Raw genomic sequence first — 26,457 nt, forward strand, 5'->3', positions numbered from 1 at the left:
TCAACCACCCTTGTGATCTTCGTCACGGATGTCTCGGGGAGGAAAAAAACGGGGCCCTGAAGCAGGGCCCCGAAACAGCCAGATCAAGTGAGCCTCAGGCCCCTCCACCCGTGAGGGCGCGGTTCTTTCGGAAGGACCAGATGCCCCAGGCCAGGAAGGCGGCCTCGGCGAGGGCCACCAGCACCATCCACATCACCACCGGCGAATCGCCCATGCCGTAGGAGTGCATGCCCGTGGCCAGGACGAAGTTCACACCCAGGTAGGTCATCACGATGGTCTGGAAGGCCAGGATGCTGACCACCGCCACGCCGAACTTCCCGAGCATCCGGTCGATCTTGGCGTGCAGGATGGCCATGTAGGCCAGGAAGGCGACCAGGGACCAGACTTCCTTGGGGTCCCATCCCCAGTAGCGCCCCCACGACGAGGCGGCCCACATGGAGCCCGTGATGATGCCGGCGATGAGGAAGATGGAGCCCACGAACATGTACCAGTAGAGGAGGTCGTACATCCGGTCGGCGAGTTCCGTCCGGCGCGGGGCGAAGGCGGTCACACCGATCTGCATGTGGGCCACGGCGAGGCCCAGCGCCAGGATGGCGTAGCCCACCATGATGATGGGCACATGGATGGCCAACCAGGGCGTGCCGGCGAGCACCGGCGCGATGGGGTGGATGAAGCGGTCGATGGGCAGCAGGTCGGTGAGCGCCATGGTCAGTGCGGCCATGACCGCCGCGTTCAGGACCACCAGGCGGTTCCGCAGCAGCGCATAGGCGATGACCGCGAACAATCCCACGCCCCAGGCGAGGAAGAGCATGGATTCATACATGTTCGCCGCGGGGATCCGGCCGCCGACATTCCAGCGCAGGAGGATGCCCCAGGTCATCATGGCGAAGCCGCCGATCAGCAATCCGAAGGCCACCCGGTCCAGCATCGGGTTCTGCCGCTTCCAGGCCACGATGGACGCGGCCAGGGAGGCCAGCAGGATGATCCAGGACAGACGGACGGGGTTCAGCCGGTTGTAGAAGATCTCGCGATCGATCGCCTCCACCGAAGGCCAGCCTTCCTGGCGGGGTCCCTGCATCAGGCGCTCCATGCCCTCGGGCGTCGGCTCGGGAATGGCCCGCCAGCGGGCCTTGGGATCCACGGAGACGGGGAGCGGCCGCACCGCTTGGTTGAGCCCGATGGACTGCATGGCGAGCAGGCGCTGTTCGAGCTTCTGCGCGTCTTGCAGCAGGCCCTGGAGCGGCCTCCGCTCCGCCTCGGCCTGATGGGCGGCCTGCAGCAGCCCCACCAGCTTCGGGTTGCGGACGAACTGCACGAAGGAGGCATGGGTGGTGGAGGCCGGGAAATCCAGGGCCTTGGCCAGGGCATCCGACCCCACCAGGACCATTGGCGATTCGGCACCCACATTGGGATTGAAGAGCCACACCGAGACCGTCGCCACGGGATCCTCCCCCTTCCAGGAAGAGGCTCCCGTCACGGTCCACACCATCTCCCGCGCCAGGGTGTCGAAGGGCATGACGCGGCCATCATGCTGCACCGGCAGGCGTCGCAGAGACTCCGTGGCCGGGGCGGCCTGGGCGCTGAGCGCACCGCCGAGCAACGCCAGCGCCAACAGCGCCGTCCGGCCCGCTCCCGGCGCCGTGGGCTTCGCCAGGGCACCATTCCGGCTCTGGGAGGCGCGCGTGGCCAGTACGATGATCATGCCCAGGATGAGGGTGATGAACCCGGTGAAGACGATGGACTGACCCGGATCCTTGGACACCGCGAGCACAGTCGCCTCGCGGCCGGCCATCTGCTGGTAGCTCGACTGGAAGAGCGCGTAGCCCCGGTGGTGGAGCTCGTTGTTCATCCAGATCTTGGCCGGAAAGGTCTTGCCGGTCTCATGATCCGTGATCTGGACCTGGCTGGAGAATCCGGCCGGCCGCATGGTGCCCGGGTAGGTGTCCAGCACGAAGTCGTCCAGCTTGACCGTGAACGGAAGCTGGTGGCGGACCACCGTCTCGCTCTCCTGGTGCTGTCCGTTCGCGTGGATGTGCTGTTCGATGACCGAGGCGCTCTCCCCTTCCCAGAGGCTGAGGTTACCTTCGATCTTGAAGAAATATGTGACGGCCGAACCCGCGAAGATCAGCAGCAGCGAGGCGTGGACCACCACGAAGCCGATGCGCTTCTTCGTCCACGGGAACAGGTCGGCGATGGACAGGGCCAGGTTGAGGGCGAACAGCCCCTGCAGCCCCAGGAACCACCACGCGTAATAGACCAGGCGGCCGGCCGTTTCCGCGCCGGTGCGGGTCTCGACGATGGTCCCCACGGACAGGCCGACCAGCAGCAGGATGAGCAGGATGACCGCCAGCTTCAGGGAAGCGAGAAACGCGAACAGTTTTTTCATGGATCCGATCCTGGTTAAGGAAGGAGGGTTCGACTGAGTGGCTAGCGGATCGCGCCTGACTGCTTGGCGACGACCTTGTCCTTGATCCGCGCGTAGACCTCGGGAGTCACGATGTTGCGCGTGAGGAGGTGCGCCTTCGAGTGGTAAGGCCGCCCTGCGATGATCTTGGCCGCCAGCTCCTCAGGAATACCCAGCATGAAACTGAGTTCGTTCTTGGCGGCGCCGTTGATGTCCACGGGCTTCAGTTTGCCCTTTGTCCTGGGGGCGATCGCCGGCGCCTTGGGCGCCCTGGCCGCCTTGCCCTTCGCGGCCGGCTGGTCTTCGGCGGCCAGCGGAGCGGCGGCCGTCAGCAGGAGCAACGCAGCAGCCAGGCAGGTCCTGAGGGTACGGATCGTCATGGGTGGTCTCCGTGGGGGTGCATGAAACCCCGACCCAGGAGAACACAAAAACGACCCGGGTACGGTCACATACCCGGGTCGTCTTCTATGGATGGGAAGGGTGGATTTTCACCACCCTTCCCTTTTTATTTCTTTACTTGTGAACAGCGGTGGGGCCGAACTGCGAACCCGCGCCGTGGCAGGCGCCACAGGCTTCACTGGTCATGTTCAGGGCACTGCGGTTCACCTTGATCTGGCCACCGTTCGTGACCATGTGGGCCTTGGCGGCGGCACTGTCATGGCAGGTGACGCAGGCGGCGGTGAACGGGGTGATCATCTTGTCCGTGGCGCTGACGGTGTCGATCGAGGTCTGGGCGTCCGCGGTGGTCAGGATGGCGCCGTTGTCCGCCAGTTCGCGGCTGGCCAGCAGCTTGCCGGAGGTGGGCATGTTGTAGCCGGTGGAGGTGTGGCAGCTCTGGCAGTTGCTCAGGATGCCGGGGAAGCCGACCCGGGCGCCGTCCACGATGGTGATGTTGCCACTGCGGTTGCGGGTGATCGCGATGGGGCTGGTGCGATCGGCGCCGGCGTGGATGCCGTGGATCATGTCCTTGAAGTTGTTGGTGGTCTGGGGGAACTTCAGGGCCACATTCGGGTTGGTCGGAACGGGGTTGGTGGTGAAGTCGATGCCCGTCCAGTTCTTCAGGCTGACCAGGTCCTTGGCGGAGAACTTGTTCGAGGGCACATAGTAGGCGTTGATCTGGGCATCGGAGGTGCCGCGGCCGCTGGTGGTGAGGCCGGGGACATGGCAGGTGACGCAGACCTGGACTTCATAGACGCGGTTGCCGCCGTGGCCTTCGAACCACTCGTGGCACTTGGCGCACTTGGCCGAATCGATGGCGGTGCGACGGACGGCATCACCCGTGACGGCCTTGACCACGGAGATGGCGTGGCGGGCAGCGGCGGGACTGACCTGGGTGAAGTAGCCCTGCAGCGAAACCGAGCGGAGCTTGGCGGTGGCGGGGAAGGCGTTCAGCACGGTCGCGGTGTAGTAGCCGCTGGCATCGACTGAGGCGGAAATCGTTCCGCTAGCCGCAGCTTTGCTATTGTCCCGAAGGGTGATCAGGGAAACCGACTGAGGCTGGCCGTTCTTGAGACCGAGGTTGTTGTAGTCGGCGGGATCGGTGATGCCGTCCTGATCCTGGGCGTAGGCGAACAGGAAGCTGGGAGCGCCGGTGAAACCAGTAAGGATGCTGCCACTGTTGGTGTTCAAAGGGCCGGCAGCGGCGGGCAGGAAGGTGGTGTCCTTGCCGTCGGCCTTGATCTTGAAGACGACCGTGGCGGTGGTGCCGGAGACGGCGGCGGACTTGATCTCGTAGGTGAAGTTCACCAGGCCGGCCGCAACGGTCGGGTTGTGGGGCGTCACATTGGCGGTCATGTGGTAGGTCTTGATCGCGGCCGAGTCATGGCAGATGGTGCAGGCCAGATCGTTGAGCTGCGGGACATTGGTGCCCGGCATGTGGTTCGCGCCCGTGGCGAAATCCACGGCGTCGTGGCAGGTGCCGCAGGCCAGCCGGCTGGGCTTCAGGTTCCAGTTCTGGGCCTGGGCCACGCCGTCATGGCACTTGGAGCACATGCGCTGACCACCGTCGAGCATCGAGTAGCCGAGGGTCTCGAACTTGACATTGGCGTAGTTGTAGCCGGTCTTGGTCAGTTCGGAGCCCATGTGGATCCGGTGGGCCATGGCCGTCAGATCGCCCACGGCGCCGCCGTTGATCTTGCGCTGCCCGGCGACGGCATCGTAGCCCGTGGCCGTGGTGGTGGCTTCGGCGTAGCCGAACTTGCGCTGGTCGGTGTGGCACACGGCGCAGTAGCGGACTTCCACGCGGCCGCCGCCATGGAAGGCGAGCTTGTCATGGCACTCATTGCAGTTGTTGATGGAGACGACATCGCGGATGTCCGTCGTGGCGGTGACGGGGGCGCCCGTGGCCGGCACGAAGTCGTAGATCACATTGATGGGGTTCGTCATGTTGACGGAAGGCGTGACAGTCACGCCGTTGGCCGTGTTGCTGCCGGTCCCGCGGGCGGCGCCCGAGAACTGGATGCTGAGGCGGTGCACGAGGTTGGGCGCGTAGGTCACATCACCCAGGTCGGCCTTGGCGGCAGGGGCGGTGTAGGTGGCCGCATCCAGGGCCGCCTGGACCTTGGTGATGTCGCGGTAGAAGGTGTACTTGTAGGTGCCGTCGCCGTTGTCCACCAGGGTGCCGGTGTTGTCGGTGGTGGGCCGGGTGGGGGCCGCGGCGGCAGTGGTGGTCGGGGTGCTGGTCACGATGTAGCTGACCCACTTGCTGGGAGCCTTGGTCGCGGCATCCTCGGGCACCAGCTTCGCCATGGCGAAGGCCAGGTTGGGATAGCTGGCGACAAGAGCCGTGGAGCTCTTGGAGGTGAAGCCACCGAGGCCCCGGATGCCGATGCCGGCGGCATCGGTCACCTGGAAGTTGACCACCGGGGCAGCGCCCATGGTGACGCTGGTGACCTTGACCGTGGCCTTGAGGTTGGCCCACTGATCCGTGGTCAGGCGATCCGCATCGACGATGGTGATGCCGTTGGTGCCATTGGTGCCATTGGTGCCATTGGTCCCGTTGGTGCCATTGGTCCCGTTCAGGCCGGCGTTGCCGTCTTTGCCATTGCAGCCGATCAGCACCAGCGCGATGGCGGCGGTGGCGATCAGGCCGCACAGCTGTTTGAGGGGTTTGTGTTGCATGTCTTTTCTCCCTTGGTGGAGGTGGAACTAAGAGTCATGAGACGCGTGGAGGGGTCCTGGGACTGAGCAACCGGATCACGCACCCCCTGTGGAACTGGGTGGGGCGGGCGCGGGATTCCCAAGGAAGCCAGCGCGAAGGAATGCATCTGTGGGTCCGGTGCGCCGGCAAGGCGCTGATGTTCAATCCACAGAAAGCTGATGCCTATGTCAAAAATCACCCAAAGGATAGCCATCCCTTTGATCACCTCAAAGGTGGATATGATCCTCATGCATATGCCTTCATGCTTAAAAAGATGCCAATACAAATTGGGTGTCTAGACCTTTTGTTATCTGCAAGATCACGCGGATGATGCCTTTCAGCCTCTCCCGCTTTATCCGACGGAGGAGGCTTGAAAAAAGAATCGGCGACCAGAGGTTCCCACTTGCGACAAAGTTGTGACCTTTGCCACTCGAGCCCGGCCCCATGCGAAAGGACCCGGAGCGGGTCGGCTCCGGGTCCTGGGTGCAGCGGCTTCTTCGGGGAGGTGGCGAGGTCGTTGGCGCGATCGTGGCGGCTCGGCGGGCCGCCGGGCTCCGCGGGTTTCCCTCAGCGCTTGGCGGCCGGGTTCCGTACGGCCACCCGGTCCCGGATGGCCAGGTAGACCCCCTCAGGCAGGGCCCCGTTGGTCACCAGGTGCGCCTTCGTCAGATAGGGGCGCCCGGCGATGATCTTGTCCGCATAGGCGTCTGTGATCCCCGGGACGGTCTTCAGCTGCTCCTTGGAGGCCGTATTGAGGTCGATGCGCTTGGCATCCGCCTCGGCTTTGGCCTTCTCCTTCGCCTTGATGCGCGCGGCCCGGGCCTTGGCCTTCGCCGCGGTGCTGCTGGATTTCTTCGGCGTCAGGCGCTGGTCCTGGGCAGGATCCTGCGCGGGGGCCACGGCAGCAGCGGTCATCACCAGGGTCAGCAGGGTGGTCTTGAGGGCTCGGTTCATCATGGCTCACTCCAGTCGGGGCTTGATTGTCAGGCGGTGGGCTGACAATCGTCAACGGCCGGCTCCCGCGCCGACGGTGGGCAGGCCGCCGTGGGATCCACGCGAAACGGCCCGGACGCAAAGCGTCCGGGCCGTTTCGTCAGGGCGGGGTGGTGCGCCCCGGAGCCGGCAAGCCGGACTCCGGGAAACAGCGACTAGAACTTCATGTGCACAGCCTTGATGTCCGCGGTCTTGCCGGTGCCGTGGCAGATCATGCACTGCTCGGTCCGGGTGGACAGCAGGCTGCGGTTCTCGTTGATGGTGCCGCCATTGCCCTTCATGTGGGCGATCGCCGCCGTGTTGTCATGGCAGGCGAAGCAGGCCGCGCTGATGGGTGAGATGACCATGTTGGTCCCCGCGCCATCCGCATAGGCACCGGTGGCCGCGGTGAAGCTGAAGCCCGCACCGTAGATGGTGTTGGGCTGCACCCAGGGGGCGTAGTAGATGCCGAAGGGTTCATTCCCGGTGGTGACCACGGCCAGGGTGGCGGGGGTGGCCGTGGTGCCGCTCATGGCCGTGGAGGCCAGGAGGTTCGGCAGGGCGGACGCGGAGCCACTGAGGGAGAAGTCGTAGGTGCCGGAGATGTGGCAGGCTTCGCAGTTGTTCAGGATGGCCGGGTAGGTCGGCTTCCAGAGCTGCGTGACATCCGCGTGCCAGGAGAACTTGTTCTCGCGGACGGCGGAGGCGTGCAGGGCGTGGACGGAATCCTTGGCGTTCACGCTCCAGCCGCTGTTGGCGCGGTTGGCGGTGTGGCACCAGGAGCAGGTGGGCGCGTCGTTGCGCTGACCAGCGTGGTAGACCTTCTCGGTGAAGACGCCGAGGGCCGCGTGGCAGTCATTGCACTTGGCGTTGCTCACGATGGTGCGGCGGGCCGTCTGGGCGGCAAAGCCGGTGGGCAGCGTGCCGCTAACAACCTTGAAGGTGTTGGGCGCGGGAACGCTCACGCCCCCCTGCCGCTTGCCGTCGGCGTTGTAGGCGTAGCCAGCCACATTGGTCTGGGTGAGGGGCTGGGTGTTGGGAATGCCGTAGCTGTAGCCGATGCCGCCGGTGATCATCGTGGCGGTGGTGGGGATCTTCACGCTCTTGATGGTCAGCGTGTAGTAGCCGCTGGCATCGGGGCCGGTCATGTCGCTGGTGGTGACGGTCTTGTTCCAGACATTGCGGATGTAGGCGCTGGCCGAGGCATTGAAGTCCGCGGGCTTGGCGATGCCATCCTGGGGTACGGCGAAGACCACATAGGCGCTGGGGCCGCCCACGAAGTTCGGCAGCAGTTCCACGGTGGCGTCCGCCGCCGCAGGCTGCGCGTTGAAAGTCGCGGCCTTGCCATCCAGGAGGAAGCGGAACTTGAGGACGGGCTGCTGGCTGGCGTTGATGGTCACGCTGCTCAGATCCCAGGTGGGCGTCACGGCGCCGGCGGGCAGGTTGCCGGTGTAGGCCGCCACATAGGAGGCATTGGTGTTGGTGCCCGTGCCGCCGTTCCAGACATTGTTCGGGTCAGGCCGCACCGCGGGGACATGGTTCAGCTTGACGCCGGCCGCGCCGTGGCAGGAGCTGCAGTTGGCGTCAGAAGTGGCCGCGCCGCCCGCGTGGTTGGCGCCGGTGGCCCAGACGATGTTGTCGTGGCAGGCGCCGCAGGCCAGGCGGCTGGGGACCAGGTTCCAGTTGTCGCCCTGGGGCGTGGCGGTGGAGGCCGTATGGCACTTGGTGCAGTTCCGCAGGTCCTGCGGATAGGTCACCTCGTTGTAGGCCAGGAACTGGTTGTAGCCCTGGTAGTACAGGAGTTCCCCGGTGTGGATCTTATGGATCATGTTCGGGAAATCCGCCAACGCCATGCCCTGGAGCCGCTGGGTGCTGCCGTACAGGCCGGCGGCCACCAGGGTGTTGCCCGTGGCAGGCAGGGACTCGCCGCTGCCGTACTTCAGCTGATCGGTGTGGCATACCGCGCAGAGCTTCGCGTCCTGGATGGGCGGGAACTGGGCAGCATGCAGCGACAGCTTGGTGTGGCAGGTGTTGCAGGAAGCGGTGTCGACGATCAGGCGCTCGGCATCCGTGGCCGCGACGGCCTTGCCCGTGGAGGGGATGAGGTCGTAGGTGAGGTTGGCCGTATCCTTCGCCGTGGTGGTGGTACCGATCTGGTAACCGCCCATGGTGACGATCACGCGATGCGTCAACGCCGGTTCGTAGGTCAGATCGCCGAGATCCGCCTTCAAGTGCGTGGCGTCATAGGTGGCGCCATCCACATAGCCCTTGGCCTTGGTGAGATCCAGGGCGGCGGTGTAGGTGTATGTGCCGTCCAGGTTGTCCTTCAGGGTTCCGGAATTCTCGGTGTGGGGCCAGCCGGGCACGGCCGCCTTGCCCGCAGCGGGGGTGGTCACGACCATGTAATTGACCCAGCGGCTGGGGCTCTTCGAGGTGGCGTCGCCCGGGACCAGCTTGGCGACGGCGAAGCCGAAGTTCGAGTAGGCGCCCGTCGAGCTCTTCTGGGCCAAGCCGATCACCGGGATGCCCTGGGCATCGGTGATGGAGAAGTTCACGACCGGCGCGCCGCCCATGGTGACGCTGGTGATGGAGCCGCGGAGGGAGAGCTTCGCCCATTCGTCTTGGCTGAGCTGGGCGGCATTCACGGTGATGGTGGCGTTGGTGCCGTTGGTGCCGTTGGTGCCATTCGTTCCATTCGTGCCGTTTGTGCCGTTGGCACCGTTCTGGCCGGCCTTGCCGTTGCAGCCAATCAGGACGAGCGCGACGGCGGCCGTGGCGATGAGCCCACAGAGCTGTTTGAGAGGTCGGTGTTCCATGTTTCATTCCTTTCGGGAAATCGAACTGCGGTTGAAGAGCCAGATGGGGGAGTTGGGATGCGCCTTAGCCGTAGGCCCGCCGCCGCCGCACCCTCTGGTTGGCGGTGCCGCAGAAGCCCTGGGCCGATCCGAAGGTGGTCACCCAGCCCAGGCTCAACTCGGCCCCAGCCTGCCGAAGGCAGCGCATGGGGGCGGGACCAGGCATGGAGAGAAGCACGCGGCATCCTCAGGAGGAGCGTTCCTCGGATCTTCTTCAATGAGGATCTGCCGGTAATTTAACGCGTCAACCAGCCTTGTGATCTTTGTCACGGGCCCCATGACAAAACTGAGACGGCCCATCAACCGGAGGCCCCGACTAATTCCAAAGGGCAGATGGACCACCTGCACCTCCCCCGTTGCAACGACCCCAGCCTGGCTGGCTACCCCCCCGAAGGGCGCACGCACAAAAGAAAGGACCCGGGCTCGAAAGCGCCGGGTCCTTTCATCGTACGGGTGGTGCGTCCGGAGCGCGGCGAACCGCGCTCCGGTTGGATGGCTACTTGAAGTTCATGTGCACGGCCTTGATGTCCGCGGTCTTGCCGGAGGCGTGGCAGATCATGCACTGCTCGGTCCGGACGGCCAGGAGGTCGCGGGTCTCGTTGATGGTGCCGCCGTTGCCGCGCATGTGAGCGACGGCAGGCTTGCTGTCATGGCAGGCCCAGCAGGCGGCGGTGATCGGCGAGGTGACCAGGGTCGTGAGGGTCGCGGGGGTGGTGACACCCGCGGCGGACACGGCGAAGGTGGTGCCGTAGTTGCCCCAGCCGACATAGGGGGAGTAGTAGTTGCCGAAGGCCTCGTTGCCAGTGGTGACCACAGGCAGGGTGGAACCGGCAGGGAGCACCGTTCCGTCCACAGCCTTCTTGTAATCGCCATAGGCGGTCGTGGAGGCCAGGAGGTTCGGGAGGGCCGCAGCAGAGCCGCTGGCGGTGAAGTCATAGGTGCCGGACACATGGCAGGCTTCGCAGTTGTTCAGGATGGCCGGGTAGGTCGGCTTCCAGAACTGGGCGACATCCGCGTGCCAGGAGAACTTGTTCTCGCGCACGGAAGAGGCGTGCAGGGCATGGATGGCATCCTTCGCATTCACGCTCCAGCCATTGTTGGCCCGGTTGACGGAGTGGCAGAAGGTGCAGCTGTAGGCATCGTTCCGCTCACCAGCGTGGTAGGCCGAGGCGGTGAAGACGCCCAGGGCCACATGGCACTCGTTGCACTTCGCGTTGGTGACGATGGTGCGGCGAGCGGCCTGCGCGGCGAAGCCGGTGGGCAGGGTCCCGCTGACGAGCTTGGTGACATTGGGGGGAGGAACGCTCAGGCCACCCATCATCGTGGTCGTGTCGTAGGCGTAGCCCGGGACATTGGTCTGGGTGATGGACTGGCTGTTCTTGTTGTAGGTGTAGCCGATGCCGCCGGTGATCATGGTGGCGGTGGTGGGGACCTTCACACCCGTGAGGGTGATCTTGTAGTAGCCGGAGCTGTCAGGCCCGGTCATGGTGCCCGCAGCGGCGCCGGTGGCGGTGCCGTTCCAGATCTTCTTGATGTAGCCGCTGGCAGTGGCATTCCAGTCGGCGGGGGTGGCCACGCCATCCTGGGGCACCGCGTAGGCCAGGTAGACACTGGGGCCGCCCACGAAGTTGTCCCACATCTCGGTCTTGGTGGCGCTGGCGACATTGAAGTCAACGCGGGCGCCGTCCTGGAGGAAGCGGAATTCGAAGACGGGCTGCGAGCTGGCGTTCAGGGTCACGCTCTTGAGATCCCAAGTGACCTTGATGGCGCCGGCGGGCAGGTTGTTGGTGTAGGCGGCCAGGGCCGAGCCGTTGGTGTAGCCACCGGTGGCGAAAGCCGGGTTCGGCGGAGCCACGGGGATGTGGTTCAGCTTGATGCCGGCGGCACCATGGCAGGAAGAGCAGTTCACATCGGAGGTGGCAGCACCGCCCGCGTGGTTGGCGCCGGTCGCCCAGTCAATCTTGTCGTGGCAGGCGCCGCAGGCCATGCGGCTGGGCTTGGTGTTCCAGTTGTCGCCCTGGGGCGTGGCAGCGATGGAAGCCGTGTGGCACATCGCGCAGTTGCGCAGGTCCTGGGGATAGGTGGTTTCGTTGAACGGGATGCCGGCATAGTTGTAGCCGTCCTTGCTCAGCTCTTCACCGGCATGGAGACGGTGGATGAAGGCGGGGAAATCGCCCACGGCCAGGCCGTTGATCTTGCTGGTGCTGCCGGAGTAGCCCGTGGCGGTCTTGGTGGCTTCGGCATTGCCGTACTTGCGCTGGTCGGTGTGGCAGACCACGCAGTATTCGGCACTGATGCGGCTGCTGCCGTGGAAGCCGTTGAACTTGGTGTGGCAGCGGTTGCAGGAAGCCGTGTCCACGATGTTGCGCTGCTCGTCCGTGGCCGCGACAGCCTTGCCGGTGGCAGGGATGAAGTCGTACCACATGTTGGCCGGGGTCTTGACGGTGACGCCGGCGATCCCGGAGTTGGTGGCATCGGGGGTGTTGGTGCTGGTGCCACGGGCGTTGCCGCTGATCTGCAGGGCAATGCGGTGGGTCAGGGCCGGCTGGTAGGTCACATCGCCCAGGTCAGCCTTGAGGTTGTTGCCAGTGTAGGTGGCGGCATCCAGGACGCCCTGGGCGGCCGTGATGTCGCGGTAGAAGGTGTACTTGTAGGAACCGTCGCCGTTGTCGACCAGGGTGCCCGCGTTGTCGGTGGTGGGCTTGGCGGGGGCCGTGGCGGTGGTGGTGTTCGGCATCGAGGTCACGATGTAGCTGACCCACTTGCTGGGGCTGCCGTTCGTGCCGGGCACCAGCTTCGCGATGGCGAAGGACATGTTGGCGTAGCTGGGAACCAGGGCGTTGGAGGCCTTGGTGGTGAAGCCGAGGCCCACCACGGGGGTGCCGGTGCCGTTGGTCACGGTGAAGTTCACCACGGGCTTGCCGTTGGTCACGGTGGCGCTGGTGATGGTGCCCTTCAGGGTGAGGTCGCCCCACTGATCGGGGGTCATCTGGGCGGCGTTCACGGTGATGGTGGCGTTGGTGCCATTGGTCCCGTTGGTGCCGTTGGTGCCATTGGTGCCGTTGGTGCCGTTCAGACCGTTCTGACCGGCCTTCCCGTTACACCCGATCAGCACCAGGGCGACCGCTGCGGTGGCGATGAGCCCGCAGAGCTGTTTGAGAGGTGGTTGCTTCATGGTTCTTTTCTCCGTTGTGAGTGGGTGGAACTATTCGTAAAAAGGGGCTAACAAAAGCAGTGACGACTAAAAAAGCGGATAAGGGAGGTCCCCTGGGGTCAACTCGGCCATGAACCTCCTTCTACATCAGTAGTTTCGATGCAATCACGGGCCTGCCCCGAAAGGCTGGGACGAGGGCTCTAGTTGACGGTCCGACCGTGGCACATGGTGGCGTTGAAGCAGCCGGGGGCGGTTCCCGCCGGAGCGGGCGTCGCGGGCTTCAGCACCGAGTTGGCGCCGTTGGCGTGGCACTTGAAGCATTCCGGCGCGTTGGCCACATTGGTGTTCACATGGCTGGGCGTCGCCAGGGTGGCGCCGAGCCAGGGCCGGTCAGGATGCGGCGCCTTGGTGTGGCAGCTCTTGCAGGAGGTGGTGAGGCCATTGTCGTAGGTCGACCCGTGGCACTTGGCGCAGTGGGCGAAGCCCGCCATGGCCGTGGGATCGGTGCTCGGCGCCAGCTGGGCGCCGAGGCGGCCGTGCTGGGCGGGGTCGGCCCAACCCGCGGGATGGTTGATGCCCTTGGGGTGGCAGGTGAAGCAGCTCACCTTGGAGATGCCGCCCGCCGCCGCCGGGTCCGAGGTGGAGCCGTGGCAGGTGCGGCACTGGTCCGGCGTCTTCACATACTCAGCCCAGTGGATCTGGATCCAACCGGCCTGGTGCTCGGCCTTGGTCGGGCTCAGCTGGGTCGCCGGACCGGCGGTCCCGCTGCATCCCCAGGCAAGGAGGGCGAGGGCCACTGCAAAACAGCTTCCCATCACCAGCTTAGCTCTGTTCATGGTGTTCCCCTTCAAGGCTTAAACGGATGCCTACCGGTGACAAGCCTTGCACTTGTCGTTGTTGGCTCGGCCGTGGCAGGTGTAGCAGCTGGATGGATCCATCTTGCCTTCCAGGCGGTGGAGGGTCATGAAGTCGCCGCGGTGCGGCGTGTCGCGGTCCGGGCGGTCGCTCAGCCGGATCGAGGGCTTCATGGGCACCTTGCCGCCGTGGCAGTCGGTGCAGAAGGACTGGGCGTGGCAGGAAGCGCAGGTGTTCGCATCCTGGTTGGCCTGGAAGCGGTGGTCCTTCACGAAATTGGCGGTGTGGTCGAAGGAGGCGTAGGGCTTGAGGGCGCCCTTGGCCACATCGGTGCTGTGGCACTCGGAGCACATGGGGCGGCCGGCGCTCAGCTCCTGCGGATGGGAGGGGGCGTAGCTCGTCTCAGGCGAGATGAGGCTGCAGGCCATGAGGAACCCGAGGCCCAGCGCCACGCCGATGAACTTGAAGACCGTATTCCGGGCCATTAGCGACCTCCCTTCTTAGCAAAGCCGAACCGATACTCGGCCCGCAGCAATCCCCGGGTTTCATGCTTGGCCACGGGGTTGGTGCCATAGCTGACATCGCCGGACATCTTCAGGTTCGTGGTCGCCTGGAAGCCGAGCGAGGCGACCGCTTCATAGACATTCTTCATGCCTGCCAGGTACGGATTGCCGCTGTCGTAGCGCTGCAGGATGCCGTCCAGGCTCGCGGAGAACTTGCCCTTGACGGTCATCATCCAGGCGCGGGCCTCCTTGTGGGAGAGGCTGCGGTAGGGCGTGGCGGGATCCACGAACTTCGTGTTCGCGGCGTTCACCCAGTGGCCGCCGACGCCGGCCTGGAAGGTCTTCTCGCTGGAAGCCCAGCGGATCTCGCCGCCGGCCCGGTTCACATCGCCGAAGCTCTCCCGGTGCATGTGGCGGTAGTCGGCCACGATCTGCACCGTCGAGGGCGCGTTCCAGGTGATGCTGCCGCCGAAGCCGCGGAACATGTCCTTCTCGTCCTGACGGAAGAGGGAGGGCAGGTTCGTCCCGGCGAAGTAGGCGAAGAAGTTCCGTTCTGCGAAGTTCCCGGACAGGACGAACTGGCCGCCCAGCTTCAGGCTGGCGGTGTAGTCGTGCTCGGCGATCTTGTTGCGGTCCGGGGCACCGGGCGCCGCGGGGGCGTGGTCGGCGAGGTCAAACACCGTCCGGCCGCGGACATCGAAGATCGTGGCCGGCGTGATCAGGACATCGACGCCCAGCTGCTTGCGGGTGTAGTCGATGGGGGAGGGGATGTCGAGGTCCTTGGCGGCCTTCGTCCCGTCCTGGAGGAAGGAGACGCCGATCTCGCCGACCTTGGGCAGGCGCCAGCCGAGGCGCGTACCGAAGATGGCATCCCGCTGGAACTCGTAATCCGTCTGGTTCCGGGGATCCACCGTCTTGTAGTAGACGGGGCGACCACCGAAGGCCGACACGGAGAACCCGCCCCGCAGGTCGGTCCGGACACTGACGCCGTCGATCTGCTCGAAGCCGGTGCTCTGGTTGACCGTCATCCGGCCCGCCTTGATCTCGGCGTTGGCCCGGTCGAACCGGTACTGCAGGTAGCCGTAGTTCAGGTAGCCGCCCGACTTCCCTTCCAGCGTGGAGGCGTCGGACAGATCCGTCCGGCCCCAGCCGAAGAGGTGCAGCGACAGGTTGTCGGTGCCCAGCTTGGTGGCGTCGATCCCGAGGTACTGGGTCGCGGGGGTGAAGGTGGCCTTGTCGAAGCCGGGGGTGTCCTGCTTCCACATCTGGGCCATGGTGGTGCCGTAGAGGCTGACCTCCTGGCCCCACGCGGTGGCCGCGGTGGCAGACATCAGTGTGGCAAGGAGGACCACATGGTTGCGTCGCTTCATGATTCGCCTCATCTCGCAGTGCGCGGTGGGTTGGCCGTTCTAGACGAATGATCCCTGGGGGCGGTGGCCGGATCCCTCGTGACAGTTTCGTGAGTCATGCGGGACCTCCTTGGGCTGGACGAGGGACATCGAGTGCTAAGCCGATGTTCGTATCAGCAACGACACTAGGCCTGAACTCAGCCGACCTCAAGAGTGCAAATGCACTTTTCTTTCTTAATCAAATAGTTCTATAGAATGTTTTAAACATGGAACCATGACACTTTGACTGCATTCATAAAAATTAATATTAAATGAATTAGCACTTTTGAAATCTCAAAAAATCCTGTTTTAAAACCCTCCCGGATCTCATCAAAACCTGTCCCAACGGACAAAGTTGTGACCGGGGGCACTGGGAAAGGTTCCCGGATTTCTCACCGGAGTTACGACCGCCCCGGACCGCTGTGATGCCGGGCACAGCCCGGGCCCCGGGTGCCGCCGTGTGACCCTAGGCACTGTCGGCGCTGAACATACTTCCCACTTGGAAAAGGTTGGAGGATTTCATGGCAGATAGCACCCTGGCGCTGGGCGTGGAGGCGGTCGGTTGCGCCGCCTTCGATGCCGGCATCAAGGGCGCGTTCGGGTACCCGGGCACGCCATCCACGGAAGGCTTCGAGTTCGTCGAGGCCCTCATCCACCAGGCCGGCGATGGCCGGGCGGCCCAGTGGGCCGCCAATGAGAAGGTCGCCTACGACCTGGGCATGGGCATGAGCTACGCCGGCCACCGCACGCTGGTGACCATGAAGCATGTGGGCCTGAATGTGGCCCTGGATGCCTACGCCAACTCGGCGCTCACCGGCGTCCGCGGCGGACTCGTGCTGCTGGTGGCAGACGACCCGGGCATGCACAGCAGCCAGAACGAGCAGGACAGTCGCCGCCTGGCGGAATTTGCCTGGCTGCCCTGCCTGGAACCCAGCACCGTGCAGGAATGCTACGACCTCACCTTCCGGGCCTTTGAACTGTCCGAGACCCTCCAGGTGCCCGTGATGCTGCGCATCGTGACCCGCCTGGCCCATTGCCGGGCGGCTCTGGTCCGTCGCGAGACCCTGGCCCCCACCGGCCTGGGTGTCGCCCCGAAGGCCTCCATCCAGGACTGGGTGCTCATTCCCGCCAACGCCCGGCGGCGTTATGTGGATCTGCTGGCCAAGCAGCCGCGCCTGAAGGCCGAGGCCGCCACCCTCAACCACCTGGTCCCCGGAACCGGACGCCGGGGCGTGGCCCTGGCCGGCATGGGCCGGGCCTATTTCGGTCAATTGGCCCTGGAGCACCCGGCCCTGGCCGCCCTGCCCCGCCTGGAGATCGCCGCCTACCCCGTGGACCCGGCCCTGGAGCAGGCCTTCCTGGCCCAGGTGGATGAGGTCGTGGTCTTTGAAGAGGACTACCCGGTGATCGAGGAGCGTCTCGGCCTCCGCGGCACGGCCAAGGTCCACGGACGCCTTGACGGGGCCCTCCCCCGCACGGGCGAGCTGTCCCCGCGCCTCCTGAAGGACGCCCTCGGGCTCAAGCTGCCCGATGGGAAGGCCGCCGCCCGCCTGGACCTGCCCATCCGCGCACCGCGCTTCTGCGACGGCTGCGGCCATGTGGACGCCTACGAAGCCATGCAGGAGGCCCTCGCCAAGGTCGGCGCCCCCGAGGCCCGCGTCTTCGGCGACATCGGCTGCTACACCCTGGCGGCCCAGGAACCCATGGCCGCCATCCATGCCGTGGTCGAGATGGGCGCCAGCATCAGCATGGCCGTGGGCGCGGCCCTGGCCGGCGAAACGCCCTCCGTGGCCGTCATCGGCGACTCTACCTTCGGCCATAGCGGCCTGCCCGCCCTGCTGACCGCCGCCGACGCCGGCGTGAATGTCACGGTGGTCATCCTCGACAACCGCGTGGTGGGCATGACCGGTCAGCAGCCGAGTCAGGCCCTCGATCAGGTCGAGCGCATGGTGCTGGGCATGGGCATCCCCGAAGCCCAGGTCCAGGTGCTCCTGCCCGTGCCCAAGCAGCACGAAGCCAATGTGGCGGCCATGGAGGCCGCGCTGCGGCATCCCGGCCCCTCGGTGGTGGTGTTCCGCCGGGAGTGCATCCAGTCCATCCGCCGCGGCGTCCTGAAGGACCACGACCGTCAGGAACGCGAGCGTTGCGTCAGCGAGGCCTGCTCATGAACGCGTCCCGCATCCACGGCATCGTCCTGTCCGGCGTCGGGGGCCAGGGCGTGCTCTCCCTCGCCCAGATCCTGCTGGAGGCCCTGCGGCGCAGCGGCCTCCATGCCCTCCAGTCCGAGATCCACGGCATGAGCCAGCGGGGCGGCAGCGTGCACGCCCAGGTCTGCTACGCCGAAGGCCCCCTCAGCTCGCCCATCATCGACGAGGGCTGTGCCGATCTCCTGATCGCCCTCGAGCCCCTGGAAGCCCTGCGGTATGTGTCCATGCTGCGCGTGAGCGGCGCCCTCGTGGTGTCCGAGGAGCCTCAGACCGACATGGAGGGCTATCCTCCGCTGGACGACATCTACGCAGCCCTCAAGGCCGTGCCCGGCGCCCACCTGGTGGATACGGAAGACCTCGCCCGGCGCCTGAACCACCGCCAGGCCGGCGGCATGGTCCTGCTGGGCATGGCCTCGCGCTTCCTGCCCGTGAATGACGGCATCTGGCGCGAAGTCATCACCCAGCGCTTCGAGTCCAAGGGCGCGCGCGTGACCGAGAAGAACCTCGAAGCCTTCGAAGCCGGACGGGGCCTGATCAAGGAACCGGTGGGAGTCTGACATGAGCGACGCGACGGGATTCCTCCACGAGGGGCGGGCCTACGGCCTGCTCGCCGCCGCGGGCCTGCGGGTGCCGCGCCACGGGTTCCTGGAGACGGGGCCGCTGCCCTTCGCCCCCGGGGAGCCCATCGTCCTCAAGGGCATCGCCGACCAGCTCTGGCACAAGTCCGACAAGGGCGCCGTCCACTTCGGCGCCTTCGACGCCGAGGCCCTGAAGGCCGAAGCCGCGGCCATGCGGCAGCGGGTCGCGGAGCATCCCTGGATCGGCGGCCTGGTCTGCGAGAAGGTGGCCTTCAAGCGCCTGGCGGGCCTGCCCACGGAAGCCCTGGTCTCCCTGAAGCGCGATCCCGACGCGGGCTGGCTCGCGGTCTGCGGCATCGGCGGCCTCCAGGCCGATGCCTGGGCCGCCCTGGCCCCCCCGATGATCTGGCCCCTGGCCCTCTGCACACCGGAGCAGGCCCTCGCCGACCTGCGCGTCCACTGGCTGGGCCGCACCTGGCTGGGCCACCAGCGCGGCGCCGAGGCCCTCACGGACGAAGCCAAGCTGCTGGCCTTCCTTCAGGGGCTCTGGCGCGCGGCCGCAGGGCTCGAACGCGAAGGGGTCACCCTGCTCGAACTGAATCCCGTGGTGCTGGATGGTGACGGCCTGCCCACGGCGCTGGATGGCGTGGGCACCCTGGGCGCCGCCGCCCCGGCCCCGGCGGCCGCCCCGGATCCCGCCTGGTACCAGGCCCTCGTGAGCCCCCGGGACCTGGTGATCGCGGGGGTCTCCAGCCGCGCGGGCACGGTGGGCCGCATCATCCTGGAGAACGCGCAGAAGGCCACGCTGCCGGAGGGCTCCATCCGCCTCATCAAGCCCGGCGCCACCGAATTCCTGGGCCTGCCCTGCCTGCCCTCCGTGGCCGAGCTGGCGCTGGCGCCCACGGACCAGCTCATCGTCTCCCTGCCCGCGGCCCAGACCCTGGAGCTGGTGGAGCAGCTCTGCCGCCAGGGCGGCGGCGCCACCGTGGTCTATGTGGTGGCCGGCGGCCTGGGCGACGGCGCCGACACCGAGGGCCTCGGCCAGCGGCTCGTGGCCGGCCTGGAGGCGCACCGGCGCGAAGGCAAGTGGACGCCGGCCCTGGTGGGGCCCAACGGCCTGGGCCTCTACAGCCCGGACCAGCACCTGAACACCCTCTTCATCCCCGACGAAAAGCTGCCCCTGCGCCCCAAGCCCGGCCATGTGGCCCTGGTGAGCCAGAGCGGCGCCTTCCTCATCACCCGCCTCAGTCGGCGACCGGACCTGGGGCTGCGGGCCGCCATCGCCATCGGCAACCAGATGGACCTGCGCTGTTCGGACTTCCTCGCCGGCTTCGCCTCGGATCCGGCTGTGAAGGTGGCCGGCGCCTACCTGGAAGGCTTCGCCCCCGGGGATCTCAAGGCCACGGCCGAGGCCACCCGGGGGCTCCGTGCCGCCGGTCGCCGCGTCCTGCTCTACAAGGGTGGCCGCAGCCAGGAGGGCATGGCTGCCGCCAGCAGCCACACGGGCGCCCTCGCGGGCGATCACGCCCTGCAGGCCAGCGTTCTGCGGCGCGCGGGCGCGATGCTGGCCGAGCGCATCGAGGCCTTCGACGCCGCCCTGTCCTGGCTCGGCGCCTTTGCCGAGGGAAGGCCCCGCCGCGTGGCCATCATGACCAACGCGGGCTTCGAGTCCGTGGTCTCCGCCGACCTCCTGGGCGGGCCCTTCCGTGGGGCCAAGCTCACCGAAGCCGAGACGGCCGCCCTGACCGCCACCATCGAGGCCCACGGCCTGACGGGCCTCGTGAGCCCTCGGCTCCCTCTGGACCTCACGCCCATGGCCGACGAAGCGGCCTACCTGGCCAGCGCCGACCTGCTGCTGGCCTCCGAGGCCGATGTGCTGGTGGTGGGCCTGGTGCCTCTGACCCGGCGCCTGGGCACGGCGGATCCGGCCGTCTTCGGTCCCTTCGCCCGGGCCCTGGCGGACCTGGCCCGGCAGCACGGCAAGTGGGTGGGCGTGGCCGTGGAGGGCGGGCACCTCTACGACGCCTATCGCCAGGGGCTCCGTGAGGCGGGCCTGCCCGTCTTCCTGACCATGGAGGAGGCTCTGGAGGGTCTGCAGCTCATCGCGTCCGAGCTGTGACCGGCGCCATGGCCTGAAACAGGTTTTGAGGGCAGACTCTATTTCGGACCAACGAGGCCCGAAATGTCCCGAATCCTCCCCCCCTGGCGCACCCTCCTTCCTGCTGAGCACGGCAGCTGGTTCATGCTGGGGTTCCCCCTGGTGCTGGGTCTGCTGGTACGCCCCAGCCTCGCCGGAGGCCTGGTGGCCCTGGCCGCCCTGGCGGTCTTCCTGGCCCGGCCGCCGCTCCGGCGGGTGCTGAGCGGCCAGCGGGACCCCCTCCAGCGGCGGGCCCTGCTGCTCTTTGCGGGCCTGGCCGGCGGCCTCGGCCTCGGCGCCCTGGTCCTGGCCGGTCCCCGTTTTCTGATCCCCCTGGCCCTCACGGCGCCCCTGGTGGGGCTGGCACTCCGGGCCGATCTGGCCCGGGCCGTCCGCTCCCTGGCGGTGGAACTGACCGCCCAGGCGGCTTTCGCGGGCCTGGCCGCGATCCTGCTCGTCGCCGGCGGCGCCACGGGGACCCAGGCGGGACGGGCCTGGCTTTTCGCCACCCTCCTGGGCGGCGCCAACCTCGCCCATGTGCGCCGGCTCCTGGGCCACGCCCACCGGCTCGAGGCCTCGGAGTTGCGCCGCCGCTGGCTCCCCGTGCACCTGCTCCACCTCGCGCTCCTGGGCGCCTCGGCCCTTCTGCTGGCCCCCCGGGGGGTCGCGGGACTGACCTGGACCGGCTGGACGGCCCTGCTCTACCTCCGGGCGGCCCTGCCCTACCGGCCCATCCCGGCCCGCACCCTCGGCTGGCGGGAAGGGGCCCTCAGCACCGTGGGCCTGCTGCTGCTCTGGCGCGCGCTGGCCTGATCCGCAGGGACCATCGGCCCGATTCGCCCGCGAGGCCGCCTGGGGTCCACCGTGATCGAGCGGAGCCTGGGCGCTGCGTCGGATTTCCATCACAACAGGGCTGGACTCCGGAATCCCCTGCCGCGATCCTGATAATCAGAAAAAGGATTCCTGAATGCTCTTCACCACGGCCACCGGCTATGCCCTTCGCGCCCTCGCGGCCCTTCCCGAGGACGGGAGCTACTGCCTGGCCAAGGACCTGGCCTCGAGCCTGGAGCTGCCCGGCCCCTACCTGGCGAAGATCCTCCAGGGCCTGGTGCAGGCGGACATCCTCGAATCCGTGCGGGGCCCCAAGGGCGGCTTCCGGCTCGTGCGGCCCGCCCATCGGATCACGGTGGGCGAAGTGGTTGTGGCCCTCGAAGGTCCGAATTCCATGGACGGATGCGTCATGGGGTTCCCCACCTGCAGCGGTGACCACCCCTGCCCGCTTCACGATGCCTGGGGTGCCGTGAAGGCCCAGGTGGCCTCCTCCATGACCGAGGCCACCATCCGGGACCTGCAACTCATGGACTTGCGGAACCTGAAGGAATCCAAGGCGAGGAACCCGGAGGGGAAGGCTTGATGCCTCCCCTTTTTTGCCCTAATTTAGGACTCTGATATCCATTTATAATCGACCTCCCGATCTTTTCGGAGTCCACCCATGCGCCTCACCAGGGATCTCGACCTTGAAGCCCGCCCCCTGATCCGGGCCGCCCTGGCCACCTTGGCCCTCGGCGGCATGGTGGCCCTGGGCAGCCGGGGCGGCCGCTGGCTGGACCCCGCCCTCCTGGGCTACCTGCTCGCCACCCTCTTCGCCTGCTTCGGCGTGGCCTACCGCTACTTTTCCTGGATCGAGCGCCCAGCCACGCGAATGTACTTCCGCCACACGGTCCGCACCCTGCTTTCCCGCAAGGTCCTGGCCGCGCTGCCCCGGATGGCCCTGCTCACCCTGGACCAGATTTTCCTGCAGCGCTTCATCGAAAAGCGCTCCCTCAAGCGCTGGGGGGCCCACGCCCTGCTGGCCTGGGGGTGCATGCTGGGCTTTGCGGTGACCCTGCCGCTGGTCTTCGGGTGGATCCGCTTCACCAGTGAAGGCCTGGACGCCACCCGCTACCAGACTTGGCTCTTCGGCTTCCCGGCAGGTTCCTTCCCCCTCGACAGCCTCGTGGCCTTCATCAGCTTCCATGTCCTGGACCTGGCGGCCGTCATGGTGATCGCCGGCTGCGTGCTCAGCCTCGTCCGCCGCGGGGGCGACGAGGGCGATGCGGCAACCCAGCGTTTCGATCTGGACCTGGCGCCTCTGGTACTCCTCATCGCCGTGAGCGTGACGGGCCTGCTGCTCACCGCCTCCGAGAAGTGGCTCCAGGGCCGCAACTTCGGCACCCTGGCCTTTCTGCACGAACTCACCGTGATCCTCCTGCTGCTGGGCTTGCCCTTTGGCAAGCTTTTCCACATCGTCCAGCGGCCCGCCCAGGTGGGTGCCACGATCTACAAAGCCGAGGGCGAGGCGGAGGGCCGCCGGGCCTGCAAAGGCTGCGGCACGCCCTTCATCCGGGCCAATCAGCACCGCGATCTGGTGGCTTTGTGGAAAGAGCTCGACCTGGATGGGGCGCGGCACGGCACCCAAGGCGGAGGCGGCGTCCACCACCTCGACCTCTGCCCCCGCTGCAAGCGGCGGCTCGTGGCCAAGGCCCAGGGCGTGCGGCTCCATGGGGCCTTCGATCCCTTCGCCACGGTCCCCGTGTACGCCGAGCCCATTCCCGATCCCACGAGCATGAAAGCCTGAGGTCCCCATGAGCACGCTTCCCCTCTCCCAGGACCAGCTCCGTGCCCAGTTCGGCCCCCACCTCAACCTGGCCCCGCCGGGGGGCTGGCTGGCGGACCCCACGCCGGACAAGGTGGTGGAGACCCACTGCTGTTTCTGCGGCCAGCAGTGCGGCATCAAGCTCAAGGTGAAGGACAACAAGGTCATCGGCTTCGATCCCTGGGAGGAGTTCCCCTTCAACCAGGGGAAGCTCTGCCCCAAGGGCGTGAAGCGCTACCTCCAGGGCAACCACCCGGATCGTCTCACCAGGGCCATGAAGCGCACGGAGAACGGCTTCGAGCCCATGGACTGGAACGAGGCCATGGCGCGCACGACAGCTGAGATCCAGCGCATCCAGCAGGAGCACGGCAAGGACGCCTTCGCGCTGCTGTCGGGCGTGTCGCTCACCAACGAGAAGAGCTACCTGGCGGGCAAGTTCGCCCGGCTGGGCCTCCAGACCAAGAACCTCGACTACAACGGCCGCCTCTGCATGGTGAGCGCCGGTGCGGGCAACAAAAAGGCGTTTGGCGTCGACCGCGCCGCCAATTCCTGGGCCGACATCGAGCTGGCCGAGGTGATCTGGGTGACGGGGTCCAATGTGGCCGAGTGCTCGCCCATCACCACGGACTACATCTGGCGGGCCCGCGACCGCGGCGCCCTCCTCATCGTGGTGGATCCCCGCATCACCCCCCTGGCCCGCACCGCGGACCTGGTGCTGCCCCTGAAGCCCGGCACGGATTCCGCGCTGACCAACGGCATCCTGCACCTGCTCCACAAGTGGAAGCTCATCGACTGGGACTTCGTGAACGCCCACACCCAGGGCTTCGAGGAGGCCCTCGAGGCGGTGAAGGACTGCACCCCCGAGTGGACCAGCCAGATGACGGGCCTGCCCGTGGAGGCCATCGAGAAGGCCGCCCGCATCTGGGGTGAGGCCAGGACCAGCTTCCTGCTCCACGCCCGCGGCATCGAACACCAGAGCAAGGGCGTGGAAAATGTCCTCGGCTGCATCAACATGGTGCTGGCCACGGGGCGCATCGGTCGGCCCGGCTGTGGCTACGCCACCATCACGGGCCAGGGCAACGGCCAGGGCGGCCGGGAGCACGGCCACAAGTGCGACCAGCTTCCGGGCAACCGCGACATCAGCAATCCCGAGCACCGGAAGTACATCTGCAGCGTGTGGGGCTGCACCGACGAAGAGCTTCCGGGCGTGGGCCAGAGCGCCCAGGAGATCATGAACGCCATCCATGCAGGTGAGATCAAGGGTCTGATGCTCCTCTGCTTCAACCCGCTGGTCTCCCTGCCGGATTCGCAATTCACCCGCGAGGCCCTCAACAAGCTGGAGTTCTTCGTCTGCCTGGATTTCTTCCTCAGCGAAAGCGCCCAGCACGCCGATATCGTGTTCCCCTCCGCCCTGCACGAGGAGGACGAGGGCACCACCACCAGCGCTGAGGGCCGCGTCATCAAGATCAACAAGGCCGTGGAGTGCCCCGGCGATGCGCGTCCGGACTGGCAGATCATGGTGGAGCTGGCCAAGCGTCTGGGCCGCGGCAAGTTCTTCGATCACTTCACGAACCCCGAGGCCATCTTCAACGAGCTGAGGGTGGCCTCCAAGGGCGGCACCGCCGATTACGCGGGCATCTCCTACGAGAAGATCGTCAAAAACATGGGCATCTTCTGGCCCTGCCCCACGGAGGATCACCCGGGCACGCCCCGGCTTTTCGAGGGCGGAAAGTTCTTCCATCCGGACGGCAAGGCCAGGTTCATCCCCACGCCCTGGCGCCCGCCCATGGAGGTCGTGGATGACGACTACCCCATCTGGCTCACGACCGGCCGCGTGGTCTTCCACTACCTGAGCGGCACCCAGACGCGCCGCATCGGCTTCCTGGTGGAGCAGTGCCCCCACCCCTACCTGGAGATCCACCCGCGCCTCGCGGAGAAGTACGGCCTGGCGGAAGGCGACGCCGTGGAGATCACCTCCCGGCGTGGCGTCATGGTGCTGCCTGCCAAGGTGGTGAAGACCATCCGTCCCGACACCGTATTCATCCCCTACCACTGGGCCGGGGCCCTGTCCGCCAACCGCCTCACGGCCCGGCACCTGGATCCGGTCTCCAAGATCCCCGAGTTCAAGGTGAGTGCCGTGCGGCTGAAGAAGACCACCAAGGATCAGTTCTCTCCCGAGCTGGCGGAGCTCCAGCGCATGGCCTTTGAAGCCCGCAGCACCCAGTCCCAGATGCCCGAGCAGGTGTTCTGATGGTGCCCCAGGACTACGGTTTTTTCATTGATCCCCAGCGCTGCATCGGCTGCCGCTCCTGCGTAGGCGCCTGCGCCGAGTGCGGCACCCACCGCGGCCGTTCCATGATCCACCTCGACGAGATGGATCGCTTCGACAGCCCCCAGACCGTGCCCACCGTCTGCATGCACTGCGAAGATCCCATCTGCGCCCAGGTCTGCCCCTCAGATGCCATCAAGCGCAGCGAGGACGGCGTGGTGCACGCCGCCCAGAAACCCCGCTGCATCGGCTGCCAGAACTGCGAACTGAGCTGCCCCTTCGGCGTGCCCATCGTGTTCTCGGGGCTGGAGCAGATGCTCAAGTGCGATCTTTGCTACGACCGCACCTCCGTGGGCCACAAGCCCATGTGCGCCACGGTCTGCCCCAGCCAGGCCCTGCTCTTCGTCCGCAAGGACGAGGTCGCCAACCTGCGCCACAACAAGCCCCTGCGCGACTTCCTCATCGGCAGCGTGCGGGTGAAGACCAAGAACGCCATCATGGTGCCCGATCCGGAGACGCCCCTGCACCTGGACGCGGCCCTTCTCATCGACGGAGGCCTCTGATGACCTGGTGGCGCCGCGCCTTCCCCCTGGACCTCGCCGAGGAGAGCCGCTTTTCCCGCCGGGAGTTCGCCCGGTTCCTGGCCGTGGTGAGCGCCGGGTTCACCGCCGGCATCGGCTTTCTGTGGCTGCGGAAAAAGCCCCTGGAAGGAGGGTCAAATCCCGAGCCCGGCCCCATCGAACATCCCGTGGCCCTGGGCCTGGCCTCGGACCTGCTGCCCGGCCAGAGCCGTCTCTTCAAGTTCCGCGACGCCCATGATGCCTGCATCCTCCTGCGCACCACCAAGGGCGAACTGAAAGCCTACCGACAGACCTGCACCCACCTGGGCTGCGCCGTGCGGTTCCGCGACGAGCGGTTGGAGTGCCCCTGCCACGAGGGGTTCTTCGAGGTGGACCGGGGCCTTCCGATCCAGGGCCCCCCGACACGGCCCCTGTCGGGCATCGAGCTGGAGGTGCGCGCCGACGGCAGCCTCTGGGCCGTGAGCGAACTGCCCAAATCCGCGGATCTCACCCGGAGGGCCGCCACCTGTCCCCGGGACGCCCGAACGGAGGTGCCGTCATGAACCAGCCTGCCCACCCCAGCCGGGGCCTGCTCTCGGATGTCGCCCTGGGCGTGGCCCTGCTCGCCCTGGTCATCCAGCTTTACTTGTTCGAGACCGTCCTCCAGTCCGTGCTCGACGGCCATCGGGCCCTCCTTCCGGGCGCCTTCGCCGCCTCGCTCGCCCTCACCTTCGTGGTCCTCTTCCTGGCCTTCAAAGCGCCCCGCATCGACGCCGGTCCCAAGGCCTGAGATGTCTTCCA

The 26,457-nt window shown here is 66.7% G+C and carries 20 protein-coding genes; 10 read left to right on the top strand and 10 right to left on the bottom strand.

Going from position 1 to position 26,457, the window contains the following annotated elements; all coding sequences use genetic code 11:
• Window positions 1-94: 94 nt before the first annotated feature.
• The 10 genes from ccsA to QZ647_RS13285 form a co-directional block, all read right to left on the bottom strand.
• Window positions 95-2,386, bottom strand: coding sequence for a cytochrome c biogenesis protein CcsA (gene ccsA, locus QZ647_RS13240; protein WP_291272616.1), 2,292 nt, complete (start codon window positions 2,384-2,386; stop codon window positions 95-97).
• 41 nt (window positions 2,387-2,427) lie between these two features.
• Window positions 2,428-2,784, bottom strand: a complete 357-nt coding sequence (locus tag QZ647_RS13245; RefSeq protein ID WP_291272617.1) for a helix-hairpin-helix domain-containing protein — start codon at window positions 2,782-2,784, stop codon at window positions 2,428-2,430.
• Between the two features lie 133 nt (window positions 2,785-2,917).
• On the bottom strand, window positions 2,918-5,524 hold the full coding sequence (locus QZ647_RS13250) for an OmcA/MtrC family decaheme c-type cytochrome (protein ID WP_291272618.1): 2,607 nt from the start codon (window positions 5,522-5,524) through the stop codon (window positions 2,918-2,920).
• 586 nt (window positions 5,525-6,110) lie between these two features.
• Window positions 6,111-6,500: a helix-hairpin-helix domain-containing protein gene (locus QZ647_RS13255; RefSeq protein ID WP_291272619.1), complete on the bottom strand. Its 390-nt coding sequence runs from the start codon at window positions 6,498-6,500 to the stop codon at window positions 6,111-6,113.
• A gap of 191 nt (window positions 6,501-6,691) precedes the next feature.
• Window positions 6,692-9,331, bottom strand: coding sequence for an OmcA/MtrC family decaheme c-type cytochrome (locus tag QZ647_RS13260; RefSeq protein WP_291272620.1), 2,640 nt, complete (start codon window positions 9,329-9,331; stop codon window positions 6,692-6,694).
• Between the two features lie 64 nt (window positions 9,332-9,395).
• Window positions 9,396-9,548, bottom strand: coding sequence for a hypothetical protein (locus QZ647_RS13265; protein WP_291272621.1), 153 nt, complete (start codon window positions 9,546-9,548; stop codon window positions 9,396-9,398).
• Window positions 9,549-9,866: 318 nt separating this feature from the next.
• Entirely contained in the window at window positions 9,867-12,545 is a 2,679-nt protein-coding gene (locus tag QZ647_RS13270) for an OmcA/MtrC family decaheme c-type cytochrome (protein WP_291272622.1), read from the bottom strand.
• A gap of 179 nt (window positions 12,546-12,724) precedes the next feature.
• On the bottom strand, window positions 12,725-13,360 hold the full coding sequence (locus QZ647_RS13275; protein ID WP_291272623.1) for a hypothetical protein: 636 nt from the start codon (window positions 13,358-13,360) through the stop codon (window positions 12,725-12,727).
• 30 nt (window positions 13,361-13,390) lie between these two features.
• Window positions 13,391-13,864 (bottom strand): hypothetical protein, encoded by a 474-nt coding sequence (locus QZ647_RS13280; RefSeq protein WP_291272624.1) that lies wholly within the window; start codon window positions 13,862-13,864, stop codon window positions 13,391-13,393.
• Entirely contained in the window at window positions 13,864-15,252 is a 1,389-nt protein-coding gene (locus QZ647_RS13285; protein WP_291272625.1) for a hypothetical protein, read from the bottom strand. Before QZ647_RS13285 ends, QZ647_RS13280 begins: the two co-directional genes overlap by 1 nt.
• Window positions 15,253-15,791: 539 nt before the next feature.
• Here QZ647_RS13285 and QZ647_RS13290 point away from each other — a divergent pair.
• The 10 genes from QZ647_RS13290 (at window position 15,792) to QZ647_RS13335 (ending at window position 26,446) form a co-directional block, all read left to right on the top strand.
• Complete coding sequence (locus QZ647_RS13290) at window positions 15,792-17,438, top strand: thiamine pyrophosphate-dependent enzyme (protein WP_291272626.1); 1,647 nt, start codon at window positions 15,792-15,794, stop codon at window positions 17,436-17,438.
• On the top strand, window positions 17,435-18,034 hold the full coding sequence (locus QZ647_RS13295; protein WP_291272627.1) for an indolepyruvate oxidoreductase subunit beta: 600 nt from the start codon (window positions 17,435-17,437) through the stop codon (window positions 18,032-18,034). Before QZ647_RS13290 ends, QZ647_RS13295 begins: the two co-directional genes overlap by 4 nt.
• A 1-nt stretch (window position 18,035) precedes the next feature.
• A complete protein-coding gene (locus QZ647_RS13300) occupies window positions 18,036-20,174 on the top strand; it encodes an acetate--CoA ligase family protein (RefSeq protein WP_291272628.1) in 2,139 nt (712 codons plus the stop codon).
• A 63-nt stretch (window positions 20,175-20,237) separates the two neighbouring features.
• Window positions 20,238-21,005, top strand: a complete 768-nt coding sequence (locus QZ647_RS13305) for a YwiC-like family protein (RefSeq protein WP_291272629.1) — start codon at window positions 20,238-20,240, stop codon at window positions 21,003-21,005.
• Window positions 21,006-21,159: 154 nt separating this feature from the next.
• Window positions 21,160-21,606, top strand: coding sequence for an Rrf2 family transcriptional regulator (locus QZ647_RS13310; protein ID WP_291272630.1), 447 nt, complete (start codon window positions 21,160-21,162; stop codon window positions 21,604-21,606).
• Between the two features lie 78 nt (window positions 21,607-21,684).
• On the top strand, window positions 21,685-22,809 hold the full coding sequence (locus QZ647_RS13315) for a hypothetical protein (protein ID WP_291272631.1): 1,125 nt from the start codon (window positions 21,685-21,687) through the stop codon (window positions 22,807-22,809).
• 7 nt (window positions 22,810-22,816) lie between these two features.
• On the top strand, window positions 22,817-25,078 hold the full coding sequence (locus tag QZ647_RS13320; RefSeq protein WP_291272632.1) for a molybdopterin oxidoreductase family protein: 2,262 nt from the start codon (window positions 22,817-22,819) through the stop codon (window positions 25,076-25,078).
• Complete coding sequence (locus QZ647_RS13325; RefSeq protein ID WP_291272633.1) at window positions 25,078-25,659, top strand: 4Fe-4S dicluster domain-containing protein; 582 nt, start codon at window positions 25,078-25,080, stop codon at window positions 25,657-25,659. The genes QZ647_RS13320 and QZ647_RS13325 overlap by 1 nt, the downstream gene beginning before the upstream one ends.
• Entirely contained in the window at window positions 25,659-26,219 is a 561-nt protein-coding gene (locus QZ647_RS13330) for a Rieske (2Fe-2S) protein (RefSeq protein WP_291272634.1), read from the top strand. Before QZ647_RS13325 ends, QZ647_RS13330 begins: the two co-directional genes overlap by 1 nt.
• Complete coding sequence (locus QZ647_RS13335; protein WP_291272635.1) at window positions 26,216-26,446, top strand: hypothetical protein; 231 nt, start codon at window positions 26,216-26,218, stop codon at window positions 26,444-26,446. The genes QZ647_RS13330 and QZ647_RS13335 overlap by 4 nt, the downstream gene beginning before the upstream one ends.
• Window positions 26,447-26,457: the final 11 nt, after the last annotated feature.

The sequence above is a fragment of the Geothrix sp. genome, assembly GCF_020622065.1.
GTDB lineage: Bacteria > Acidobacteriota > Holophagae > Holophagales > Holophagaceae > Geothrix.